The 21,680-nt window shown below is 62.2% G+C and carries 16 protein-coding genes; 8 read left to right on the forward strand and 8 right to left on the reverse strand.

The window, feature by feature from the left end; translation table 11 throughout:
* Nucleotides 1-16 precede the first annotated feature (16 nt).
* Complete coding sequence (gene ahcY / locus ENHY17A_RS09165; protein WP_159712085.1) at nucleotides 17-1,438, reverse strand: adenosylhomocysteinase; 1,422 nt, start codon at nucleotides 1,436-1,438, stop codon at nucleotides 17-19.
* A gap of 257 nt (nucleotides 1,439-1,695) precedes the next feature.
* Nucleotides 1,696-1,888 (reverse strand): YqgE/AlgH family protein (locus ENHY17A_RS09170; protein ID WP_236547836.1); only part of this gene is annotated, 193 nt, incomplete at its 5' end.
* Between the two features lie 118 nt (nucleotides 1,889-2,006).
* Here ENHY17A_RS09170 and ENHY17A_RS09175 point away from each other — a divergent pair.
* From ENHY17A_RS09175 to ENHY17A_RS09185, 3 genes are all read left to right on the forward strand, one after another.
* Nucleotides 2,007-3,056, forward strand: coding sequence for a homocysteine S-methyltransferase family protein (locus tag ENHY17A_RS09175; protein WP_159712087.1), 1,050 nt, complete (start codon nucleotides 2,007-2,009; stop codon nucleotides 3,054-3,056).
* A gap of 121 nt (nucleotides 3,057-3,177) precedes the next feature.
* Complete coding sequence (metH, locus tag ENHY17A_RS09180) at nucleotides 3,178-5,877, forward strand: methionine synthase (RefSeq protein ID WP_159712089.1); 2,700 nt, start codon at nucleotides 3,178-3,180, stop codon at nucleotides 5,875-5,877.
* A gap of 84 nt (nucleotides 5,878-5,961) precedes the next feature.
* Entirely contained in the window at nucleotides 5,962-6,993 is a 1,032-nt protein-coding gene (locus ENHY17A_RS09185; RefSeq protein ID WP_201296441.1) for an alanine racemase, read from the forward strand.
* A 7-nt stretch (nucleotides 6,994-7,000) separates the two neighbouring features.
* On the opposite strand, the gene ENHY17A_RS09190 is transcribed toward ENHY17A_RS09185, so the two are convergent.
* A complete protein-coding gene (locus ENHY17A_RS09190; RefSeq protein ID WP_159712091.1) occupies nucleotides 7,001-8,005 on the reverse strand; it encodes a 2OG-Fe(II) oxygenase in 1,005 nt (334 codons plus the stop codon).
* A 148-nt stretch (nucleotides 8,006-8,153) separates the two neighbouring features.
* Here ENHY17A_RS09190 and ENHY17A_RS09195 point away from each other — a divergent pair, with 148 nt between their 5' ends.
* Complete coding sequence (locus ENHY17A_RS09195; protein ID WP_159712093.1) at nucleotides 8,154-8,801, forward strand: hypothetical protein; 648 nt, start codon at nucleotides 8,154-8,156, stop codon at nucleotides 8,799-8,801.
* Here the strand turns inward: ENHY17A_RS09195 and ENHY17A_RS09200 are convergent.
* The 4 genes from ENHY17A_RS09200 to ENHY17A_RS09215 form a co-directional block, all read right to left on the reverse strand.
* Nucleotides 8,794-9,960: an aspartyl/asparaginyl beta-hydroxylase domain-containing protein gene (locus ENHY17A_RS09200; RefSeq protein ID WP_159712095.1), complete on the reverse strand. Its 1,167-nt coding sequence runs from the start codon at nucleotides 9,958-9,960 to the stop codon at nucleotides 8,794-8,796. The two genes, ENHY17A_RS09195 and ENHY17A_RS09200, sit on opposite strands and share 8 nt — an antisense overlap.
* A 185-nt stretch (nucleotides 9,961-10,145) precedes the next feature.
* On the reverse strand, nucleotides 10,146-13,388 hold the full coding sequence (locus ENHY17A_RS09205) for a TonB-dependent receptor domain-containing protein (RefSeq protein ID WP_159712097.1): 3,243 nt from the start codon (nucleotides 13,386-13,388) through the stop codon (nucleotides 10,146-10,148).
* A 214-nt stretch (nucleotides 13,389-13,602) separates the two neighbouring features.
* A complete protein-coding gene (locus ENHY17A_RS09210) occupies nucleotides 13,603-14,775 on the reverse strand; it encodes an acetyl-CoA C-acetyltransferase (RefSeq protein WP_159712099.1) in 1,173 nt (390 codons plus the stop codon).
* 41 nt (nucleotides 14,776-14,816) lie between these two features.
* Nucleotides 14,817-15,887: an alpha/beta fold hydrolase gene (locus ENHY17A_RS09215; RefSeq protein ID WP_159712101.1), complete on the reverse strand. Its 1,071-nt coding sequence runs from the start codon at nucleotides 15,885-15,887 to the stop codon at nucleotides 14,817-14,819.
* A 14-nt stretch (nucleotides 15,888-15,901) separates the two neighbouring features.
* On the opposite strand from ENHY17A_RS09215, the gene phaR reads away from it, so the two are divergent.
* Nucleotides 15,902-16,456 carry a polyhydroxyalkanoate synthesis repressor PhaR gene (gene phaR / locus ENHY17A_RS09220; RefSeq protein WP_159712103.1) on the forward strand — a complete coding sequence of 185 codons (555 nt, stop codon included), beginning with the start codon at nucleotides 15,902-15,904 and terminating at the stop codon, nucleotides 16,454-16,456.
* A 148-nt stretch (nucleotides 16,457-16,604) separates the two neighbouring features.
* Here phaR and ENHY17A_RS09225 read toward each other — a convergent pair whose 3' ends face one another.
* The gene (locus ENHY17A_RS09225; protein ID WP_159712105.1) at nucleotides 16,605-17,963 is read right to left on the reverse strand and encodes a formimidoylglutamate deiminase; all 1,359 of its coding nucleotides are present in this window, start codon (nucleotides 17,961-17,963) and stop codon (nucleotides 16,605-16,607) included.
* Between the two features lie 94 nt (nucleotides 17,964-18,057).
* Between ENHY17A_RS09225 and hutI the strand changes: the two genes are divergently transcribed.
* The 3 genes from hutI to hutG are packed head-to-tail and all read left to right on the forward strand — an operon-like array spanning nucleotide 18,058 to nucleotide 21,616.
* The gene (gene hutI / locus ENHY17A_RS09230) at nucleotides 18,058-19,263 is read left to right on the forward strand and encodes an imidazolonepropionase (protein ID WP_159712107.1); all 1,206 of its coding nucleotides are present in this window, start codon (nucleotides 18,058-18,060) and stop codon (nucleotides 19,261-19,263) included.
* A complete protein-coding gene (gene hutH, locus ENHY17A_RS09235; protein ID WP_236547837.1) occupies nucleotides 19,260-20,786 on the forward strand; it encodes a histidine ammonia-lyase in 1,527 nt (508 codons plus the stop codon). Before hutI ends, hutH begins: the two co-directional genes overlap by 4 nt.
* Entirely contained in the window at nucleotides 20,783-21,616 is an 834-nt protein-coding gene (gene hutG, locus ENHY17A_RS09240) for an N-formylglutamate deformylase (protein ID WP_159712109.1), read from the forward strand. Before hutH ends, hutG begins: the two co-directional genes overlap by 4 nt.
* Nucleotides 21,617-21,680: the final 64 nt, after the last annotated feature.

Consider the following 21,680-nt stretch of genomic DNA (forward strand, 5'->3'; position numbering starts at 1 on the left):
GGAAACGCTACGAAAATCAGTAGCGATAATGATCCGGCTTAAACGGCCCTTCGACCGGCACGCCGATATAGCCGGCCTGCTTCGGCGTCAGCTTGGACAGCTGCACGCCCAGCTTTTCGAGGTGGAGCGCCGCAACCTTTTCATCGAGGTGCTTCGGCAGGACATACACTTCGTTCTTGTATGCATCGCCATTGGTCCACAGCTCGATCTGCGCCAGCGTCTGGTTGGTGAACGATGCCGACATCACGAACGACGGGTGACCGGTCGCGCAGCCCAGGTTCACCAGGCGGCCCTTGGCGAGGATGATGATCTGCTTGCCGTCGGGGAATTTCACCAGGTCGGTGCCGGGTTTCACTTCGTCCCACTCATAGTTGCTGAGCGCCGCGATCTGAATTTCGCTGTCGAAATGGCCGATGTTGCAGACGATCGCCATGGGCTTCATCGCCTTCATGTGATCGGCGGTGATGACATCGGCATTGCCGGTCGCGGTGCAGAAAATGTCGGCGCGCTTCACGCCCTCTTCCATCGTCACGACTTCGAAGCCTTCCATCGCCGCCTGCAACGCGCAGATCGGATCGACTTCGGTGACCATCACGCGCGCGCCGCCATTGCGCAGCGACTGGGCCGAACCCTTGCCGACATCGCCAAAGCCCGCGACGAGCGCGACCTTGCCTGCCAGCATCACGTCGGTTGCGCGACGGATGGCGTCGACCAGCGATTCCTTACAGCCATAAAGATTGTCGAACTTCGACTTGGTGACGCTGTCGTTGACGTTGATCGCGGGGAAAGGCAGCTCGCCCTTCTTAGAGATTTCGTACAGGCGGTGGACGCCGGTCGTCGTTTCTTCCGACACGCCCTTCAGATTCTTGACGGTTTCGGTCAGATAGCCGGGCTTCCTGGCGATGAACGCCTTCAACGCGCGCTGCATTTCGACTTCTTCTTCGTTTTCGGGCTCGGGCATGGTGTGCCCTGCTTCGAGTTTCGCGCCCCACAGCGCGAACATCGTGGCGTCGCCGCCATCGTCGAGGATGATGTTGGCGGTCTGGCCGTCCACGTCATGATCCCAGGAGAAGATGTCGCCGACATAGTTCCAATACTCGGCCAGGCTCTCACCCTTTACCGCGAACACCGGCACGCCGGTCGCAGCGATCGCGGCGGCGGCGTGATCCTGGGTCGAGAAGATGTTGCAGGTCGCCCAGCGCACATCGGCACCCAGTGCCGTCAGCGTTTCGATCAAAACCGCGGTCTGGATCGTCATATGCAGCGAACCGGTGATGCGTGCGCCCTTTAACGGCTGCTTCGCGCCATATTCCTCGCGCAGCGCCATCAGGCCCGGCATTTCGGTTTCGGCGATGTCGATTTCCTTGCGGCCGAATTCGGCGAGGCTGATGTCACGGATGACATAGTCCTGCGTGTCGATGGCGGGTGCGGTTGCCACGGGCAAACTCCTGAAGCTTTTGAATGTTGGCGGCGGGCCGTATGCCCAGCCGAATGACCGGCGCTTTACAGAAGCAAGGTGCGGATTGCAAATTCGATATAAAGATATCTTTATATCTCCCTTTCAATTCCTCCCCCCTCGGGGGAGGTGGCAGTCGCGAAGCGGCTGACGGAGGGGGTGCCACGCAAGATAGCGCTCGCGGCGGGCCCCCTCCGTCAGCGCTGCGCGCTGCCACCTCCCCCGGTGGGAGGAGGAATTTAGGCCGTGCCCGCGCTTACCGCCAGCAACCTCGGATCGATTCCTGCGCCTTCGAACCCGGCTTCCCACCGCGCCGCCACGGCAATATCGAATATCAGGCTCTCCGCACCGTGCACATTGAACCAGCCATGCCGGGTCATTTCCTCATCGAGCTGCGCCTCTCCCCAGCCGGTATAGCCGAGCGCGACCAGCNTCACCCCTCCCCCTCAGGGGAGGGGCCGGGGGTGGGGCGGTCCCGCGATGCGCGGCTGGTGGAGAAGCCCCACCCCAACCCCTCCCCTGAAGGGGAGGGGCTTAGGAAGGAACTAAAATGAACACCCCCCGTCAGACCCTGCTCGCCGAGGCGGCCAAGCGCATCCTGATCACCGACGGCGCATTCGGCACCGAAATCCAGAACTGGAAGCTGGCCGAGGCCGATTATGCGGGCGATCTGGGCCTGGGCCACGACCAGAAAGGCAACAACGACATTCTGGCGCTGACCAAGCCTGAGGTGCCTGAGACGATCACCCGCGCCTATCTCGACGCCGGTTCGGATATCGTGTCGACCAACACATTCAGCGCGAACCTCATCAGCCAGGCCGATTATGGTGCCGAACATCTCGTGCGCGATATCAACATCGCCTCGGCCCAGATTGCGCGGCGGCTGGCGGACGAATACGCTGCGAAGGACGGGCGTCCACGCTTCGTCGCAGGCGCGATCGGGCCGACCAACAAGACGCTGTCGCTGTCGCCCGACGTCAACGATCCCGGTTTTCGCGAGATCGATTTCGATTACCTGAAGAACGTGTACCGCGAGCAGGCCGATGCGCTGCTGGAGGGGGGCGCCGACTTCATCCTCATCGAAACCGTGTTCGACACGCTGAATGCCAAGGCGGGCGTGATGGCGGTGATCGAGGCCGCCGAAGCGCTGGGCCGCGACGTGCCGATCATGATGTCGATGACGCTGACCGACCTGTCGGGCCGCAACCTGTCGGGGCATACGGTTGAGGCGTTCTGGCATGCGGTGCGCCACGCCAAGCCGATAACGATCGGGCTCAACTGCTCGTTCGGGGCCGAACAGCTTCGTCCGCATGTGAAGGTGTTGTCGGCGATCTGCGATACCCTCATCATGGTCTATCCCAATGCCGGGCTGCCCAACGAACTGGGTGAGTATGACGAGGAGCCGCACACGACCGCCGGGCTTGTGCGCGAATGGGCGGATCAGGGGCAGGTCAATGTGCTGGGCGGATGCTGTGGATCGACGCCTGCGCATATCAAGGCAATTGCCGATGCCGTGAACGGGCTTTCCCCGCGCGCGCTGCCCAAGCCGCCGGTTCAGACGCGGCTGGCCGGGTTGGAGCCGTTCACGATGGCGGCCTAAATTCCCCTCACGCTTGCGGGAGGGGCTAGGGGAGGGCCTGTTATCCTCTCCAGAAACTTTTTCGATTGCTGACACGCCCTCCCCCGACCCCTCCCGCAAGCGGGAGGGGAGAAGGACTGAAATGACCACCAATTCCTCGACCAATTTCGTCAATATCGGTGAGCGCACCAACGTCACCGGCTCGGCGCGCTTCAAGAAACTCGTGATGGCCGACGACTATGCCGCCGCGGTCGAGGTCGCGCGACAGCAGGTCGAAAACGGCGCTCAGGTGATCGACGTCAACATGGACGAAGGGCTGCTCGACGCGCATCACGCGATGACGACGTTCCTCAAATTGATCGCGGCCGAACCCGATATCGCGCGCGTGCCAGTAATGATCGACAGTTCCAAATGGGACGTAATCGAGGCGGGCCTCAAATGCGTGTCCGGCAAGCCGATCGTCAATTCGATCAGCATGAAGGAAGGCGAGGCGCCGTTCCTCAACCAGGCCCGCAAGTGCATGGCGTACGGCGCGGCGGTCGTCGTCATGGCGTTCGACGAAGTGGGTCAGGCGGACACTCAGGCGCGCAAGGTCGAGATTTGCGAACGCGCCTACAAGCTGCTGACCGGCATCGGCTTTCCGCCCGAAGACATCATCTTCGACCCCAACGTCTTCGCAGTCGCGACGGGGATCGAGGAGCATAATAATTACGGCGTCGATTTCATCGAGGCGGTGAAGGAGATCAAGGCGCGCTGCCCGCACGTCCACATCTCGGGCGGGCTGTCCAACCTGTCGTTCAGTTTTCGCGGCAACGAACCCGTCCGCCGCGCGATGCACTCCGTTTTTCTGTATCACGCCATCCCGGCGGGGATGGACATGGCGATCGTCAATGCCGGGCAGCTCGACGTGTACGATACGATCGACCCCGAACTGCGTCAGGCGTGCGAGGACGTCATCCTCAACCGCGATGCGGACGCGGGCGAGCGGCTGGTGGCGCTGGCCGAGAAATATCGCGGTACCGACGCGGTTGCCGAAAAAGCCGCCGAGGAATGGCGCGGCTGGCCGGTCGCGCGGCGGCTGGAACACGCCCTCGTCAAGGGTATCGACGCGCATGTCGTCGACGATACCGAGGAAGCGCGGCTGCAATTCGCCAAGCCGATCGAAGTGATCGAAGGCCCGCTGATGGACGGGATGAACGTCGTCGGCGACCTGTTCGGATCGGGCAAGATGTTCCTGCCGCAAGTCGTCAAATCGGCGCGCGTGATGAAGAAAGCGGTCGCCCATCTGCTCCCCTATATCGAGGCGGCAAAGGAGCCGGGATCGAAGGGCAAGGGCAAGATCATCATGGCGACGGTCAAGGGCGACGTCCACGACATCGGCAAGAACATCGTCGGCGTCGTGCTCCAGTGCAACGGGTTCGAGGTCGTCGATCTGGGCGTGATGGTGCCGTGGTCGAAAATCCTGGAAGCCGCGAACGAGAACGACGCCGACATGATCGGGCTGTCGGGCCTGATCACACCGTCGCTCGACGAGATGGTGACGGTGGCAGAGGAGATGAAGCGGGCGGGGATGACGATGCCGCTGCTGATCGGCGGGGCGACCACATCGAAAGTCCACACCGCGCTGCGTATCTCACCCGCTTATGACGGGCCGATCGTCCATGTCCTCGACGCGAGCCGCGCGGTCGGGGTGGCGACGACGCTCGTCTCCACCACGATCCGCAACGATTATGTCGCGAAGATCGCGGACGAGTACGAAGCCGTTCGCGTTGCGCGCGCCAACAAGGGGCAGTCGGCGCTGGTCCCGCTGGAACGCGCGCGCGACAATGCGTTCGATGCGAAGATGAGCCAGAAGCCGCCGATGCCCAACGAGCCCGGCGTGCATATCTATCGCGACTGGGATCTGGCTGAACTGCGCGACTATATCGACTGGACGCCGTTTTTCCGCGCTTGGGAGTTGGCGGGCAATTACCCTGCGATCCTCGACGATGCGGTGGTGGGCGAAAGCGCGCGGTCGCTGTTCGCCGACGCTCAGGCGATGCTCGACAAGATCGTGGCGGAGAAGTGGCTGACCGCGCGTGGTGTGGTGGGCCTGTGGCCGTGCCGACGCGAAGGCGACGATGTCGTCGTGCATATCGACCGCAAGGCCGAACCGCGTCAGGGCCGCGACCCCGCATTCGATTGCGACCTCAACGACGAGCAGCGCCACGACCTCGAAGTGCGCGGGCGCGAGAACGAGAATTACGAGCACATCCGCATCCCATTCCTGCGCCAACAGATTCAAAAGCGCGAGGGACGGGCGAATATGTGCCTGGCCGATTTCATCGACCATCAGGGCGACTGGATCGGCGGCTTCGCCGTGTCGATCCACGGGATCGAACCGCATCTCGCGCGGTTCAAGGCGGGGATCGACGATTATTCGGACATCCTGCTGAAGGCGCTCGCCGACCGTTTCGCCGAAGCCTTCGCCGAACGCCTTCACCAGCATGTCCGCACGACATTGTGGGGCTATGCAGAAGGCGAGCAACTGACCAACGAGGCGCTGGTGAAGGAGCAATATCGGGGTATCCGCCCCGCGCCGGGCTATCCGGCGTGTCCCGACCACAGCCTGAAGCCGATCCTGTTCGACCTGCTCGACGCGCACCACGCGACCGGGATTTCGCTGACCGAAAGCTTCGCGATGCTCCCGACCGCGGCGGTCAGCGGTTTCTATTTCGGGCACCCCGACAGCGAATATTTCGGCGTTGCGCGCGTCGGTCGCGATCAGGTCGAGGAATATGCGGCGCGGCGCGGGGTAGATTTGCCGAACACCGAACGCTGGCTGCGGCCCAACCTGGATTGAACCCATGCCGTCGGGCGATGTGCTGGCGCACGGATCGGACTACCCGGCGCGCGCGCGATGGGGTAGCGGGCGGAGGTGACCTATCTGCCGCCCGCTCCGCTCCGCCTGCGTCTCGATGGGGATGCGCTTGTCGCCAATTGGCGGATGCTGGACCACGCGAGCGGCGCGGCGGCGTGCGGTGCTGCAGTCAAGGCCGACGGCTATGGTTTAGGTGCGCGCGGTGTCGTTACCCGACTGAGCGAGGCGGGCTGCCGCGATTTCTTTGTCTCCAACTGGGCGGAAGCCAAGGCGATTGCCGATCTGGGTGTGACCGTCAGCGTATTGCACGGTGTTCGGTCCGAAGATATGGGCTTGGCCAAGAGCGGCATCGCACGCCCGGTCCTGAATACCGCGCGCCAGGTCCAGCGCTGGCGCGAGGCGGGTGGAGGCATATGCGACGTGATGGTCGATACCGGCATGAACCGGCTGGGTCTGAGCATTGAAGAGGCGCGATCGGGTCTGCTCGACGGGCTGGAAATTCAGACGTTGATGAGCCATCTGGCTTGCGCAGACGAGGTCCATCCCCTCAACCGGCTCCAACTCAATCGGTTTGCGCTGGTCAAAGAACGTGTAAACGCATGCCGGTATAGCCTGGCGAACAGCGCTGGGGTTCTGCTTGGCCGCGACTATGCCTTCGATCTCACTAGACCCGGGCTGGCGCTATATGGCGGCGTGCCGTCGCCTGCGGCCGAAGAACGAGTTCGCCAAGTCGTGTTTCCAGAAGCTCAGGTGATCCAGCGCCGACGACTGCATGCGGGCGACGTCGTCGGCTACAACGCGACCTGGAGCGCCGTCGAAGACACAGAGTTGGCTGTGCTCAATATTGGTTACGCCGATGGGTATCTGCGCGGGTTTTCGGGCGTCGGCTGCGCGCGGTCGGGCGACAATGTCTTTCCAGTGCGTGGGCGAGTATCAATGGACTTGCTTATCGTCGATGTCGGGACGACATCAGCGGTGGCGGAAGGTGACTGGTTGAGGGTCGAATATTCTCTGTATGATTCTGCTTTGCGCTCTGGAGTGTCTCAATATGAGCTTCTTACCGGTCTCGGGAAGCGGTTCAGCCGAATGTGGCAATAGGCGCCGATCACCGCCGTCCGTCGTAGTTGAATGTTTCAATAATCGATCGGGGCGGCGGAAACTTAAACGCATTCGCCCTTATCCATCGGCTAGCAATCAGCTTCGTTCCGTTGCTCACCGGCGCGCCCGCATGAAGAGCCATGTTGTCGGCCCGCCCGTCCGCGTCAACATTGTCGAACATCAGCGCGTCGCCTGTCTTGCCAGCCCAGCTTAGGTCGACTTTGGGAAAGCGCGTTTCGCCACCCCGATAATCTTGATTGAGATAAAGAATGACCGTTTTAATGCGTTGGTTTGGCTCGCCTGGGAGGGCGTCGAGATGCGGCCGATATTCGCCACCGCGGTGGTAGCGGAGCAATTGCAATGGCTCGCCCTGTTCGTATTGCGTGTCCGTTAGGCGAGCAACGCGACGATTGATCGCGGCCACAACCAGGTCTTCCAAGAAAACGCCGAACGCAGCGCCGTCAGACAAGCGAATAGGGTGGGGGATTGCCCTGCCGTTAGAAGGATCGACTACAACCGATGGCTGGAGAAATGGTCCACCCAAGTCGGAGAGATAGTTGCATTCGGCGGGTTGTAGAAATTCTCGACATAGCTGAATGGCGGGTCGCCCGCACAACGGGAGAGCGGCGTAACCACCCGCTGGAAAGCCGTTGCTGTCGAGATTCATCCGGTCAACGATGTTGAGCTGCGCGCGCGCACGCGCCGAGCGATGTTCCAGCTGCCTTAGTTGAGCGACAGCGGAGGGCCAATCAGCCGGTCCGCCAGTTCCGCTGGCCAGAAATGATGCATGAAGCAGCCCCGCTGCCTCGTCGCCGCCATTTCCCGCCTGAGCAAGCAGGCTCCGGGCTGCACCCAAGTTCCGTGGAATGATATTACCCGCGATAGACCAACTGGCCAGCTCTACGATTGCCGCGAGGTCACCCTGTTGCGATGCATCGGCAAGCATAAATGCTGCGTCCGCATACCGCTTGCTTTCGAGCTTCTGACGAACATTATCGATTATCGAACTCATCGAAATCTAACTATATGAATGCCATTCTAAAAAGAAGGGTGCAGAATCGCCCATATCGCCCATATCGCCCATATCGCCCATATCGCGCTTAGAGCACGCACGCCTTCGGGCTCTTGCAACCGGCGCAAACCCATCCTAACCGCGTAGGATGCAGGTTATCGGTAATTACGACGAAAACGGGTATGCGCATGTGCAGGGTCTGATCCCGCAGGAGATTGCACAGGCGTTTATTCAAAGCGTCAAAGAGGATTTGGCAAACGCTCCCATTCCATTGAGTGGAGTGAGACAGCATCCAAATTTACTGAAGCGTGCTGCCTTCGAAGTCTACGGTCATCATTATAAACCGATGCTCTTCTTTCTGTGGGGTATAACCCCATTAATTTCGAGTATTGTTGGCCGTGATTTGCTTCCAACCTATGACTATTTGAGGTTGTATCGGGAAGGCGATGTCTGCCGGGTTCATCACGATCGCCTCTCGTGCGAACACAGCTTGTCACTTGTTCTCGATTATAGTGATGGCGAGATTTGGGATTTGCAGGTTGGCTCGGTCGCAACGGAACCTTCCGCGCGGGTCGAGGAAGACTTCGGTTCCGAACCATTTGCTTCGATTGCAATGAGGGTGGGGGACGCGGTGCTGTATCGGGGAGTTAATCATCGCCATGGCCGAATGGCCCCCAACCCAAACGCGTGGTCCGCCCACCTATTTCTTCATTGGGTTGATAAAGACGGGCCGCACCGCGACCACGCATTTGACGGAAAACTGGTGCCCAGACCGGTCAATTTCAGCTTCACTTAGTTATCTCGATCGAGATTTGCTCCGAGGCGAATAGCGCACCGATCTCCTGCTTGTCCTGCTCGCTCAATTCCGGGCGCCAGATGTCGAAGATTAGCACGACCCGATCTCGGTCGCTGTTGTTCCAAGCTTCATGTTCGATCGTATCGTCAAAGATCAGCAACTTGCCTTCCTGCCATTGTCGAACCTCGCTGCCGACGCGAAAGAAGCAATCGGGCGGCACGATCAACGGCAGATGGCAGGTGAGGCGGGTGTTGTGCGTTCCGGTGTGGGGAGTGATATGTGCGCCTGCACGCAAAAGCGAAAACATGACCGTTGGTGAGTTTGCAATGATCGGAAGAGGGGCGTTTTGAACAGCATTCCATGTGTTTGGGCACCGCGCTATGGTGTCCTCGAACCGCCGCCCATTCTCACAAAGGAAAAGCGCGCTCCAATCGCGATTATCGAGCAGTATGTTGTCGTCGAGCCTTGGCAAATTAGGGTCGGATCTGATGTAAGGTAAGAAATCATCCGTCCCTTTGTTCAACAATACCTGGATCTCTTTACGAATTTCATTGGCTGCCGCCTCGACTTGGGCCGCCCAGCGGAAAGAGGTCGGATCGAAATATGGGATCTGCGGCAATTCAGGATAATAGTAGGCCGTAGGTTCCTGAACAAAGATTTGTTCGCGACCTGAAAGGATGTTGAGCGACCTTTGGAACCGCGAACTGCGATTGCCGCGGTCCAATCCCTGCGCATTCAGGGCAATTTCTCGTTGTGCCTCGAAATGTGCGGCTAACTCCGTCGATGCGGTGTCCACACGCCGTAGCTCGGCAGCCAGTTCGTTGGGGAGATTCTGGCCGGCCGCAATTCGCAACGCACTTTTGTACAGGCCCAATGCGGCACTCTTGTCCCCGGCGTCGTTGCGGCAGTCTCCTTTCATGATGTGCCCGCGAATCGCACGTGGTTCCAACGCGAGCAAAGAATCCACAGCGCGTTCCTCAGCATCGCGATCCCCGATCGCTCGACAGGCTGTCGCTAACAGGAGCCAAATCTGACTGTTCGCTCTTCCAGTCGCGGTCACCCGCTCGAAACGCTCCCGCGCTTCGGCCGCCCGACCCTGGCCGAGCGCTTCAACGCCGTCCCGGACAAGCCGTTCTGCCTCTTGGTTACTCAGTTGCATCACGTCCCCCGTTTACCGTGCCCTCAAAGGCCAATCGATGTCGAACTCGAGATGGTGGCTCATCCCGACCTATTTTCGCTCTGGGAAGCACTTCGGCGAACTCCGTTGTTCGATACCAAGCGTGTCGGATAAAAAAAGGGGGCCGGGACATGGTCCCGACCCCCCCAAAGAATTCCAGGCTCGCTTTAGAAGCGTGCGCGGAAGCCGCTGTAATATGCGCGGCCACGGTAATCGAAAATTGCAGTCCCGCCACCGGTTGCTGTCGTACCAAGAGGAGGCAGCTTGTTGAAGACGTTATCGACGCCGACGTAGAACTGCAGCTCTTTGCCAAGGCCTGCCGCATCCTCGATGTCCCATTCGAAACGAAGGTCCGAATAGGTGATGTCAGGATATTTGGTTGGCGAGAACGCATCCAAGTTACCTGCGGGTTGCCCGTTCAATTCGTTGAAGCTCTCATACGTCGTGAGCAACTGCGAACCAATGTAACGCAGGCGATAGCCAAGCGTGAACTCACGGAAACCGACGTCGATATCAAGTCGGAATTCATCAGTTGGGAACCCGGTTTCACCAAGAATGCGGTTTTCGAAGTTCGGGTCGGTCGCGCTCTCGAAATTGCTGTTCTTGAGGTTGTGCGTGTAAACCAAGTTGGCGCCCAAACGAACATCATCCGAGATGTTTGTGCGGTACGCTGCGTTAACGTCGATACCCTCGCGTTCGCGCTTTGCAAAGTTGAGCGGTGCCTGGATCAACGTGTTACCAAGGATATCGCCCGCGACTTCATTGTTCGGTCCAGGTCCGGTGCCACGATAGCGCTGGAACTGCGTACAGAACACGTTGTTGAGGGTCGGCTGGTCGTAGCAGCTATTTGCGATGGTCTGTGCTGCGAGCGACACGATGACGCCATTCACGGTGATGTTGTAGTAATCGACCGAAAGCGACAGGCCAGGAATGGCTGCCGGGGTGAACACCGCACCAACCGTGTACGAATCCGACGTTTCGGCTTCGAGGTTCGGGTTGCTGCCGCTCAGGACCGGCAGAGAGTAGGTGACCTGGTCGATGTTGGCCAGAAGCCCGCCAAGGTCTGCCTGACAGTTCGCCGCGCGATTTGCGCTGGTGTTGATCTGGTTCGGTGCGCAGGGATCGGTGAACCCTGGCGCGAAGTTTGGAACCAGCGACGACCCGGTTTCGGCGACCGTCGGCGCGCGCACGGCGCGACCGTAATTGCCGCGAAGGCGCAGACCGCGGATCGGCGACCAGATAACGCCTGCGTTGTATGCCCACACCGTGCCGGTGCTTCCCGAATAGTCGGAAACGCGCGCCGCGCCGCTGAGGGTCAGCTCTTCAAAGAACGGCGTGTTGGCGAGAAGCGGGATTTGCAATTCGCCATAAGCTTCCTTCACGTCGAACCCGACAGGGCCGATCTGTGGGATCGACACACCGTTGGTGAAGCCGTCGACGACGAACTGGTCCTGTTTGTAGAAAGCTTCTTCTTCCCGATATTCTGCACCGACCGAGAAGCGGATTGGACCACCCGGCAGCTCGAACAGACGACCAAGGCTGCCCGACACGAAGCCTTGCACAACCTTCTGTTCGATCGAAGCGTTCGCGGTGAACGAGTTCGCGAAATAGTTGACCGATGCCGAGTTATCCGCCTGACCGAACGGGTTGTAGGGAACACAGGCTGCGATATCGGCGGCGAGACGTGCTTGGTTGGCCGCTGCGGGAGCCGCGAAGCCATTCAAACGTACTGCCGATGCCGGGTCGAACTGCGACCGGCACTGGATCTGGCCGGTAACGGGATTGCGGCCTGCATCCATTGCCAATGCGAAGCGCTGGCGATCGATGAACCCGTCGGTGATCGTTTCCTGTTCAAACTTGCCGTAGTTGCCGGAGATTTCGTAGCTGAAATCGTCCCAGAACGTGCCGCGCAAGCCAGCCACCACACGATAGGTATCGCGCTGGAAACGTTCGTCGCGGATACCGACGTCGAGCAGGCTGCGCGCGACAGAGAAACGATAGCTTCCGTCGGCGATTGCCGCGCGATCAGCAGCCGTCAGCGGCGTCGATCCGACAAGTACGGCTGTTTGGCCCGAAGCGAGGATCGCCTGGGTCAGGACACCGCGTGCCTGTGCGCTAAGGAACGGGTTGTCGAGGCGGGCGCGTTCACGAATGTCGGTCGTACCCAGTGTGCCCTGAATGAAGGACGGACCGGCATTGTTGCCAAGCGCGTTCACGCGGGCAAACTTCGCCTCGACGAACGCTTCGGCGGCTTCGCTGAATTCGAAACGGCCAAGCAAATTGGCATTGTAACGCTCGAGGAAAGGCAGGACCGAGAGGGTCTGGCCTTCACGTCCGGTCGTGCCGTTGCCGCCGAGGAAGGTGCCCAGCGGACCCGAACCCACGCGGGTGCCGGTCTGGGGGACCAACGTGCCGTCCGGGTTGAAGACAAAATTACAGTTGAAGGCGGCGCCGGCATTGTTCGGTGCACCGGCATTGGGTGTCGTGCCGCGTCCGCAAGCCGCGTTTGCTGTCGATTGTCCGACAGCAACCAGACCGAAGGGGCTGATTGTGCCCTGACGAATGTCGCGCAGGAAGATAGCGTCGGGAAACCCGTCGCTGTTATTGGCAAGTCCCCCGGAATCGGCATCGACCGTGACGAATCCATCATTACGACGGAACCACGGAACGTCCGAGGCGAACACGCGATCCTGCCGGTTGTACTCGCCGTGCACGGTGATGTTGCCACGACCGTCGGCGAAATTCTTGCCGAACATTGCCGAAACATACTGGTTACCGCCAAATCCGGCTTCCGCAATGTTTGCGGTGCCGCGAACCTGGAGGCCTTCGAAATCCGTACGAAGCACGAAATTGACCACGCCGGCGATGGCGTCCGAACCGTAAACGGCCGAGTTGCCGCCGGTTACGATGTCGACGCTCTGGATGAGATCGTTCGGGATGGTCGAGATGTCGGGCGAAGACGCGTTGTTCAGGATGTCGGCGGGGACGTGACGACGCCCGTTAACCAGCACCAGGGTGCGAACGGTGCCAAGGCCACGCAGGTCGAGCAGGTTGAGACCCGCGATACCAATGCCGAGACCAGGATTCTGTTGCGAGAACGTGCTGGACAGCTGCGGCAGATCGTTCAGCGTGTCACCGATGTTGGTGCCCGCTGACTGGAAGATGGTTTCGCCACCGATCGACGTGATCGGGTTGACCGAGGTCAGGTTGGGCGCGCGAATGCGGCTGCCGGTAACAACGATCGAACCAGCCGAGTCCTGTTCATCAGGTTCACCCGACTGAATCTCGGTTTCTGTGGTTAGTTCTTCGGTATTCTGCGCGTCCGTCGTGGTTTGCGCCCAAGCGACTTGCGGCAGTGCGAAAGCCGCGCTCGCCAGCGCGGTTGCCGATAGCAACTTCGAAATTCTCATTGGAGTGCCCCATTTTACGCCGGCGTCTTGCACGGCTTAAGGGCAGGAGAGCCCATTTCTGGGGAAACAGGCAAGGTGAAGCGGTGGGTTTGAGCGATTTACTGCGGTCGCTGTGGCGAGAATGTCACGATTTTGCAACGCAGCAAATCACTTCGTTCTTCGGAGGGCAGTTTGGGGTAATATTGTTACTATCGGTCGCGTAATTAAATATTAGTCACCGCTCCACACATATCGCGATCCCCATTCCACCGCCGATGCAAAGAGTCGCCAGCCCCTTCTTCGCATTGCGGCGCCCCATTTCGTAGATCAGCGTGGTCAGCACCCGCGCCCCCGATGCGCCTATAGGGTGGCCGATAGCGATGGCACCGCCGTTGACGTTGACCTTGTCCGCGTCCCAGCCGAGTTCCTTGCCGACGGCCAGCGCCTGTGCGGCGAAGGCCTCATTGGCTTCGATCAGGTCGAGATCGGCGATGGTCCAGCCGGCTTTTTCCAGCGCCTTTTTCGATGCGGGGACCGGGCCGATGCCCATGATCGACGGGTCGACACCAGCCGAGGCCCAGCTCTTGATCGTGGCGAGCGGCTTGATACCGCGCTTGGCGGCTTCTTCGGCGCTCATCAACACCAGCGCGGCGGCACCGTCGTTCAGGCCGCTGGCGTTGGCTGCCGTCACCGTGCCGTCTTTCTTGAACGCGGGACGCAGGCCGTTGACGCCGTCGATGGTGGCCCCGGCGCGGATATATTCGTCCTGATCGACTACAGTATCGCCCTTGCGTCCTTTGATCGTCACGGGTGCGATCTCGTCCTTGAATCTGCCCGCGGTGCGCGCGGCTTCGGCCTTGTTTTGCGACGCGACGGCGAATTCGTCCTGTTCGACGCGGGCGATCTGATATTGCTCGGCCAGGTTCTCGGCGGTGATCCCCATGTGATAGCCGTTGAACACGTCGGTCAGGCCATCCTTGATCATCGTGTCGACCAGGGACACGTCGCCCATTTTGGTGCCGGGACGCATCGACTGGGCGTGCGCGGACATCGACATCGATTCCTGACCGCCTGCAACGACAATGGTCGCGTCGCCATTCGCGATCGCCTGCATGCCCAGCGCGACGGTGCGCAGGCCCGATCCGCAGACCTGATTGACGCCCCAAGCGGGGACTTCCTTTGGAATGCCGGCTGCCATCGACGCCTGGCGCGCGGGGTTCTGACCCTGCGCAGCGGTCAACACCTGACCCAGGATGACTTCAGACACGTCCTCGCCCTTGACGCCTGCCTGTTCGAGCGCGGCTTCGATCGCGATGCGACCCAGTTCGTGCGCGGGCACGCTGGCAAACGCGCCGAGGAAGCTTCCGACGGGGGTGCGCTTGGCGGCGACGATGACGATGTCGGTCATGAGGTGCTCTCTCCTAAAGGGCGTAGATTCGACGTTGCGGGCTATTTAGGGGCTGGGAGCGCGGTTAGCCAGTCCGCGAGCGGTTGCCACAGCGCATCGCGTGCCCGGCTGCCCACGATCATCCCGACATGGCCCAGCGTCAGCGGGCGCAGATCGGCGAGCCCCGCGGCGCTGGCGGCGGGGACGATGCGGTCGGTGGTTGAGACGAATTCGACCGCCGGGCAGAGCAGGTCGGCGGGGCGCACGCGCTCCGCCCCCACCCACCATTCGCCGCGTCCGGTCAGGTCGTCCCCGAAGAAGTCCTCGAACATCTGGCGGCCGGCGGCGTAGGTCAGCGGCGCGCCCGCATTGGCCCAATCCTCCAGCGCGACGAAAGCGGCAAAGGCGGGGCTGGCGGGATCGGTGTCTGCCAGTCGCTCGAACTTGGCGACGGTGCGCGCAGGGTCCATCCGCCAAAAGCCCGACTGCAGCACCTCCATCGGAACGAGGCCCAGTGTCTCGCAGGCAGGCTGCGCCGACTGCCACAAGTCGGCGATCTCTGCGCGCGCGACATCGGGAAAGCCGCCGAAATGCCATGGCGCGGCAATGGTGGCGACCGCGGGGCTGTCCACCGTGCGCGCGGCGGCCAGCGCGATCGTGCCGCCCAGGCAATAGCCGACCAGTACCGGCGCCGGGTCGAGCGTTTGCAACAGCGGCAGCAGCAATTGGTCGATATGCGCGGTCACGTCCTGGTCGCGATCGTCGGGTATGGGCGTTCCCCAATCGACCAGCAGCGGACGGACGCCTTGTCCGCTCAACCATTCGAGCAGCGAATTGCCCTCTGCCAGATCGAGCACGAAGGGCGGATTGATGAGCGAGGGGACGAACGCGACCGGGCGACCGTCGCCGCCATAATCGCGCAGGGCCGCACGGCCTGCGGTGGCGACGACTGGTCTGGGCGTGCGCGCAGTAGGTCGCGGTGCGACCTGATAGCGCTTAAGTCCCGCCAGTGCACGCGCGCGGGCATCGGGATTTGCTGCGGTGCTTTCGCGCAACAAGGTGAGGAAAAGCGGGAGTGGCCGCGGTCCGTGTTGCGGTGCGTCAAGAAAGGGTGTTAGGGTCGGGTCGATCATTTCAGGGGGCACCCATGCGCAAGACTGCGACCACCGACGGTCCCGTTATCATTAAGAAATACGCCAATCGTCGGCTCTATAATACCGAAAGCTCGTCTTACATCACGCTCGAACATCTTGCCGCGATGACGCGCGAGGGGCGCGATTTCAAGGTTATCGACGCAAAGAGCGAAGACGACATCACCCACACGGTGCTGACCCAGATCATCATGGATGAGGAAGCGCGGGGCGGCCACAATATGCTTCCCGTCAATTTTCTGCGTCAGTTGATCAGCCTCTATGGCGATTCGATGCAGACGATGGTGCCGGGTTATCTGGAGGCGTCGATGGACAGTTTTCGCCGCAACCACGAACAGTTCAAGACCGCCGTCGAGGGCGCGTTCGCCAACACGCCGTTCGCGGAAATCGCCAAGCGCAACATGGCGATGTTCGAGGCCGCAGCCCAGGCGTTCAAGCCGGGCGAGGGCGGGGCTGCTGCGCCGCTCAACGGCAGCAAGGACGACGAGATCGCTGCGCTGAGGGCGGAATTGTCGAAATTGCAGGACAAGGTCGAAAAGCTGGGGAAGTGAGTGGAGGGTGCAATCACCTCGCTCTTTGTCTCCGATCGCCCCGCACCTCCGTTCGTTTCGAGCGAAAACGAGAAACGCTGGCTAAGCGCTCGGATCAGGTTTCTCGACTTCGCTCGAAGCAAACGGGGTAGGTGAGGGTCAGAGCGGTCTAACCGAGCAGGCGCGTTAGCGTTTTTCGGTAACGCGCCTCGACCGCCCCGCGCGCGCGGTGCCTGCCGCTTTCGACGACACTGGCACCATGCCGCCACACCCGATCAATCGCGGCGCGTCCTCCTGCAAAGATCAGCGCGTCGATCCAGCCGTCGCGGGTGCGACCCGTCATCGCGATGTGATCGGGGTCCAAGCTTATCAGGTCGGCGCTGGCACCGACCGAAATGCCGCCTGCGACGCCCAACGCCTGTGCGCCTCCCGATACGCTCGCGCCGAACAGGGTCGTGCCGGTCGACGCACCGCTCGCCGCGAGAATGTTGCGCCCGTGCTGCGTCAGCCGCTGGCCATATTCGAGCAGTCGTAATTCCTCCGCCATGTCGATCAGGACGTTGGAGTCCGATCCCACGCCGAACTGCCCGCCCGCGTCCCAAAACGCGCGCGCAGGAAAGATGCCGTCGCCCAGATTGGCTTCCGTGATTGGGCATAGGCCGACGACTGCACCGCTGGCAGCGATACCTGCCAACTCTCCGGGTTCGACATGGGTAGCGTGGACCAAGCACCAGCGCCGATCGACATCGTTGTGGTCGAACAGCCATTCGACCGGGCGCTGGCCGCTCCACGCGACGCAATCCTCTACCTCACGCAATTGCTCGGCGATGTGGATGTGGATCGGGGCGGCAGGGCGCATCGCAGCGAGCGTGCTCAACGCTTCGGGTGTGACGGCACGCAAGCTATGCGGAGCAACGCCGACTACGGCATCCGGCAGCGACGCGACAGCGCGTTCGCTGGCGTCGAGCAGGTGCGCAAAGCCGTCCAGATCGGTGACGAAGCGGCGTTGGCCTTCGCCCGGCGCGCTGCCGCCGAACCCGGAATGCGCGTAGAAGACGGGAAGCAAGGTCAGGCCGATGCCGGTTTCATCCGCCGCGCGCGCCAGCGCCGCACCCATCTCCGCCGGGTCGGCATAGGCACTGCCGTCGGGCGCATGGTGAAGGTAATGGAACTCGCCGACGCGGGTGAAGCCCGATTCCAGCATCTCGACCTGCGCCATGGCCGCGATCGCGGTCAGGTCCTCGGGGGTGATACGCTCGACGAAGCGGTACATCGCCTCCCGCCACGTCCAGAAAGTGTCGTCGCTTGTCCCGCGCACCTCGGCCAACCCCGCCATTGCGCGTTGGAATGCATGGCTGTGGAGATTGGGCATGCCGGGAAGCGCGACTGCGTGTCGCGCGTCGCGGTGGTTCGATGAAACGCCGGTCTCGACCGAAGCAATCCGACCGCTTGTGATGGTCAACCGCACGTCTGCCGCCCAGCCGGTGGGCAACAGCGCGTGATCGAAATGGAGCGTCGTGTCGGCCATGCGTTTCGTCCGGCGAGGGGATGCCTGACCCTACACATCGACGTCCATCCGTGCCAACAAGTACCTTACAAGATTTCAGGGAGTCGAACTTATCTTGCGCTGCGATACGCTGTGGACCGATGCACGACTGGCAACCCTGACGGGTGACGGATTGGGTGTCGTCGAGCGCGGGTGCGTCGCGGCGACGGACGGTGCGATCGTCTATGCCGGGCCGGTCGCGGATGCGCCTGCGTTCGATGCGGCGGACACGGTGCAATGCGATGGGCGCTGGATCACGCCTGGGCTGATCGATTGCCACACTCACCTGATCCACGGCGGCGACCGCGCGCATGAATTCGAACTGCGGCTGGCGGGCGCTTCCTATGAGGAAATCGCACGCGCAGGCGGCGGGATCGTATCGACGATGAAGGCGACACGGGAAGCGGACGAGGCGGGGCTGGTCGCCAGCGCGCTCCCCCGGCTCGACGTGCTGATTGCCGAAGGGGGGACGACGATCGAGGTCAAGTCGGGATATGGCCTTGCGCTCGATCACGAGGCCAAAATGCTGCGCGCGGGCAGGGCGCTGGGGCAGGAGCGCGCGGTGCGGGTCGCGACGACGTTCCTCGGTGCGCACGCCTTGCCCCCCGAATATGCCGACAACGCCGATGGCTATATCGACCTGGTCTGCGACACGATGCTGCCTGCCATTGCCGCCGAAGGGCTGGCCGATGCGGTCGATGCCTTTTGCGAGGGGATCGGGTTCACGCCTGAGCAGACCGAGCGGGTGTTCCAGGCGGCGGTGAAACACGGCCTGCCGGTGAAGCTCCATGCCGAGCAATTGTCCAACCAACACGGATCGGCGCTTGCCGCGCGATATGGGGCACTGTCGGCGGATCACCTCGAATATCTCGATGACGAAGGCATCGCGGCGATGGCGGCGACGGGGACGGTCGCGACCCTGTTGCCCGGCGCCTATTATTTCGTACGCGAGACGAAGCTGCCGCCGGTGGACGCCTTGCGCGCGTCGGGCGTCCCCATCGCGCTGGCGACCGATTGCAATCCGGGGACGTCGCCGCTGACCTCTCTGTTGCTGGTCATGAACATGGGCGCGACGCTGTTCCGGTTGACCGTGGACGAATGCATTGCGGGCGTTACGTGCGAGGCGGCGCGCGCGCTGGGGATGCAGGACCGCATCGGCACGCTTGAGGCGGGCAAGGCGTGCGACCTCGCCATCTGGGACATCGAGCGACCGGCGGAACTCGTCTATCGCATGGGGTTCAACCCGCTCCATCAACGGATATTCGGAGGACAGACAGCGTGATCGTGTTGGAGCCGAGCGCAGTTAGCTTGGGGGATTGGCGGAGTATCTGGCGCGGTGCGCCCGCACGCCTGGCGGACGGCGCGCACGCCGCGATTGCCGAGAGCGCTGCGGCGGTCGAACGCATCATCGCGCGCGGCGAGCCAGTGTACGGGATCAACACCGGCTTCGGGAAACTCGCCAGCGTGCGGATCGACGATGCCGACCTCGCGACGCTCCAGCGCAACATCGTGTTGAGCCACGCCGCAGGCGTCGGCGCGCCGTCGCCTGCGGGTGTCGTCCGGCTGATGATGGCGCTGAAGCTCGCCAGTTTGGGGCAGGGCGCATCGGGGGTGAAGCCCGCGACGATCGCGCTGCTCGAAGCGATGCTGGGCCAAGGGCTGGTGCCGGTGATACCATGTCAGGGATCGGTCGGTGCATCGGGCGACCTCGCGCCGCTATCGCACCTTGCCGCGACGATGATCGGGGTGGGGGAGATCGTGCTGGACGGCGAGACGTTGCCCGCCGCCGATGCGCTCGCGAAAGCCGGATTGGGGCCGCTGACGCTGGGCGCGAAGGAAGGGCTCGCGCTGCTCAACGGCACGCAATTCTCGTGCGCCAATGCACTGGCCGGGCTGTTCCAGGCAGAGGATTTGTTCCGCGCGGCGCTCGTCACCGGCGCGTTGTCGGTGGAGGCGGCAAAGGGTTCGGATACGCCGTTCGATCCGCGCATCCACGCGCTGCGTCGCCACGCCGGTCAGATCGCGGTGGCCGATGCCTTGCGTGGCCTGATGGCGGGCAGCGCGATCCGCGCCAGCCACGCGGTCGATGATCCGCGCGTCCAAGACCCCTATTGCCTGCGTTGCCAGCCTCAGGTGATGGGCGCGTGCCTCGATCTGCTGCGCCAGGCGGCGACGACGCTTTCGACCGAGGCGAACTGCGTCAGCGACAACCCGCTGATCTTTCCTGGGGCGAATGGCGCTGACGATGAAGCATTGTCGGGCGGCAATTTCCACGCCGAACCCGTCGCCTTCGCCGCCGACATGATCGCGATGGCAATTTGCGAGATCGGGTCGATTTCCGAACGCCGGATCGCGATGCTGGTCGATCCGGCATTGTCCGGGCTGCCCGCATTTCTGACGCCCAAGCCCGGCCTCAATTCGGGCTTCATGATCCCGCAGGTGACCGCAGCGGCGCTCGTGTCCGAAAACAAGCAGCGCGCCTATCCCGCCAGCGTCGATTCGATCCCGACCAGCGCCAATCAGGAGGATCATGTGTCGATGGCCGCGCATGGTGCCCGCCGCCTGCTCGACATGGCCGAAAACCTGCGCGGGGTGATCGCGATCGAATGGCTGGCGGCGGCGCAGGGCTGCGATTTCCACGCACCGCTCACATCGTCCGCCGCGCTTGAGGCTGCACGCGCGATGCTGCGGGCCAAGGTGCCCACCCTGACCGACGACCGCCATTTTCATCCCGACATCGCTGCTGCTGCTGCACTAGTCGACCGGCTGGGTGAGGGGCGGGGGCTGCCGGGGGTCGAGGCATGAACGACTGGCTCCACGTCCGGCGCGGCGACGCGCCACTGATCGTCAGCGTGCCGCACGCCGGGACAACCATCCCCGACGATCTGGTGCCGCACCTGCGATCGTCCTGGCTGGCGAAACGCGATGCCGACTGGTGGGTGGACCGGCTTTACGACTTCGCTGGCCAGATGGGCGCGACGACGATCCGCACCGACATCTCGCGCACGGTGATCGACATGAACCGTGATCCGAGCGGCGCTTCGCTTTATCCGGGGCAGGCGACGACGGGATTGTGCCCGACCGAGACGTTCGACGACGATCCGTTGTGGTTGGAGGGGCACGTGCCCGATGCCGCCGAGATCGACCGTCGCCGCATCACATATTTCGATCCCTATCACGCCGCGATCCGCGCCGAGATCGACCGGTTGAGTAGGGAGCATCCGACGGTCGTCCTCTATGACGCGCATTCGATCCGCAGCATCGTGCCGCGCCTGTTCGACGGCGAATTGCCGGTGTTCAATATCGGCACCGATGGCGGGCGGACCTGCGCGGTGGCGTTGGCGTCCGCGGTGGAGCAGCTTTGTACCGCGACCGGCCTGCCGACAACCAGCAACGGGCGGTTCCGAGGCGGCTGGATCACGCGGCATTATGGGGCACCGGAACAGGGCGTCCACGCGATCCAGATGGAGTTGGCGATGCGCGGCTATCTGCGCGAGCCTGCGGGAGCGTCCACGCCTGAGAATTGGCCGGTGGCGTATGATCCCGATATCGCAAAGCCGATGCGCGGGCATTTGCGTGGCGTGCTGGAGGCTTGCCTGGACTTCGCCTCTTCCACCCCCGTTGGTGTCGAGTAGGGTTCGAGCTTGTCGAGAACCCGTATCGAGACCGCCTGTTTTGCGGAACACTCCCTCGATACGC

The organism is Sphingomonas sp. AX6 (assembly GCF_902506605.1).
Classification (GTDB): Bacteria; Pseudomonadota; Alphaproteobacteria; order Sphingomonadales; family Sphingomonadaceae; genus Sphingomonas.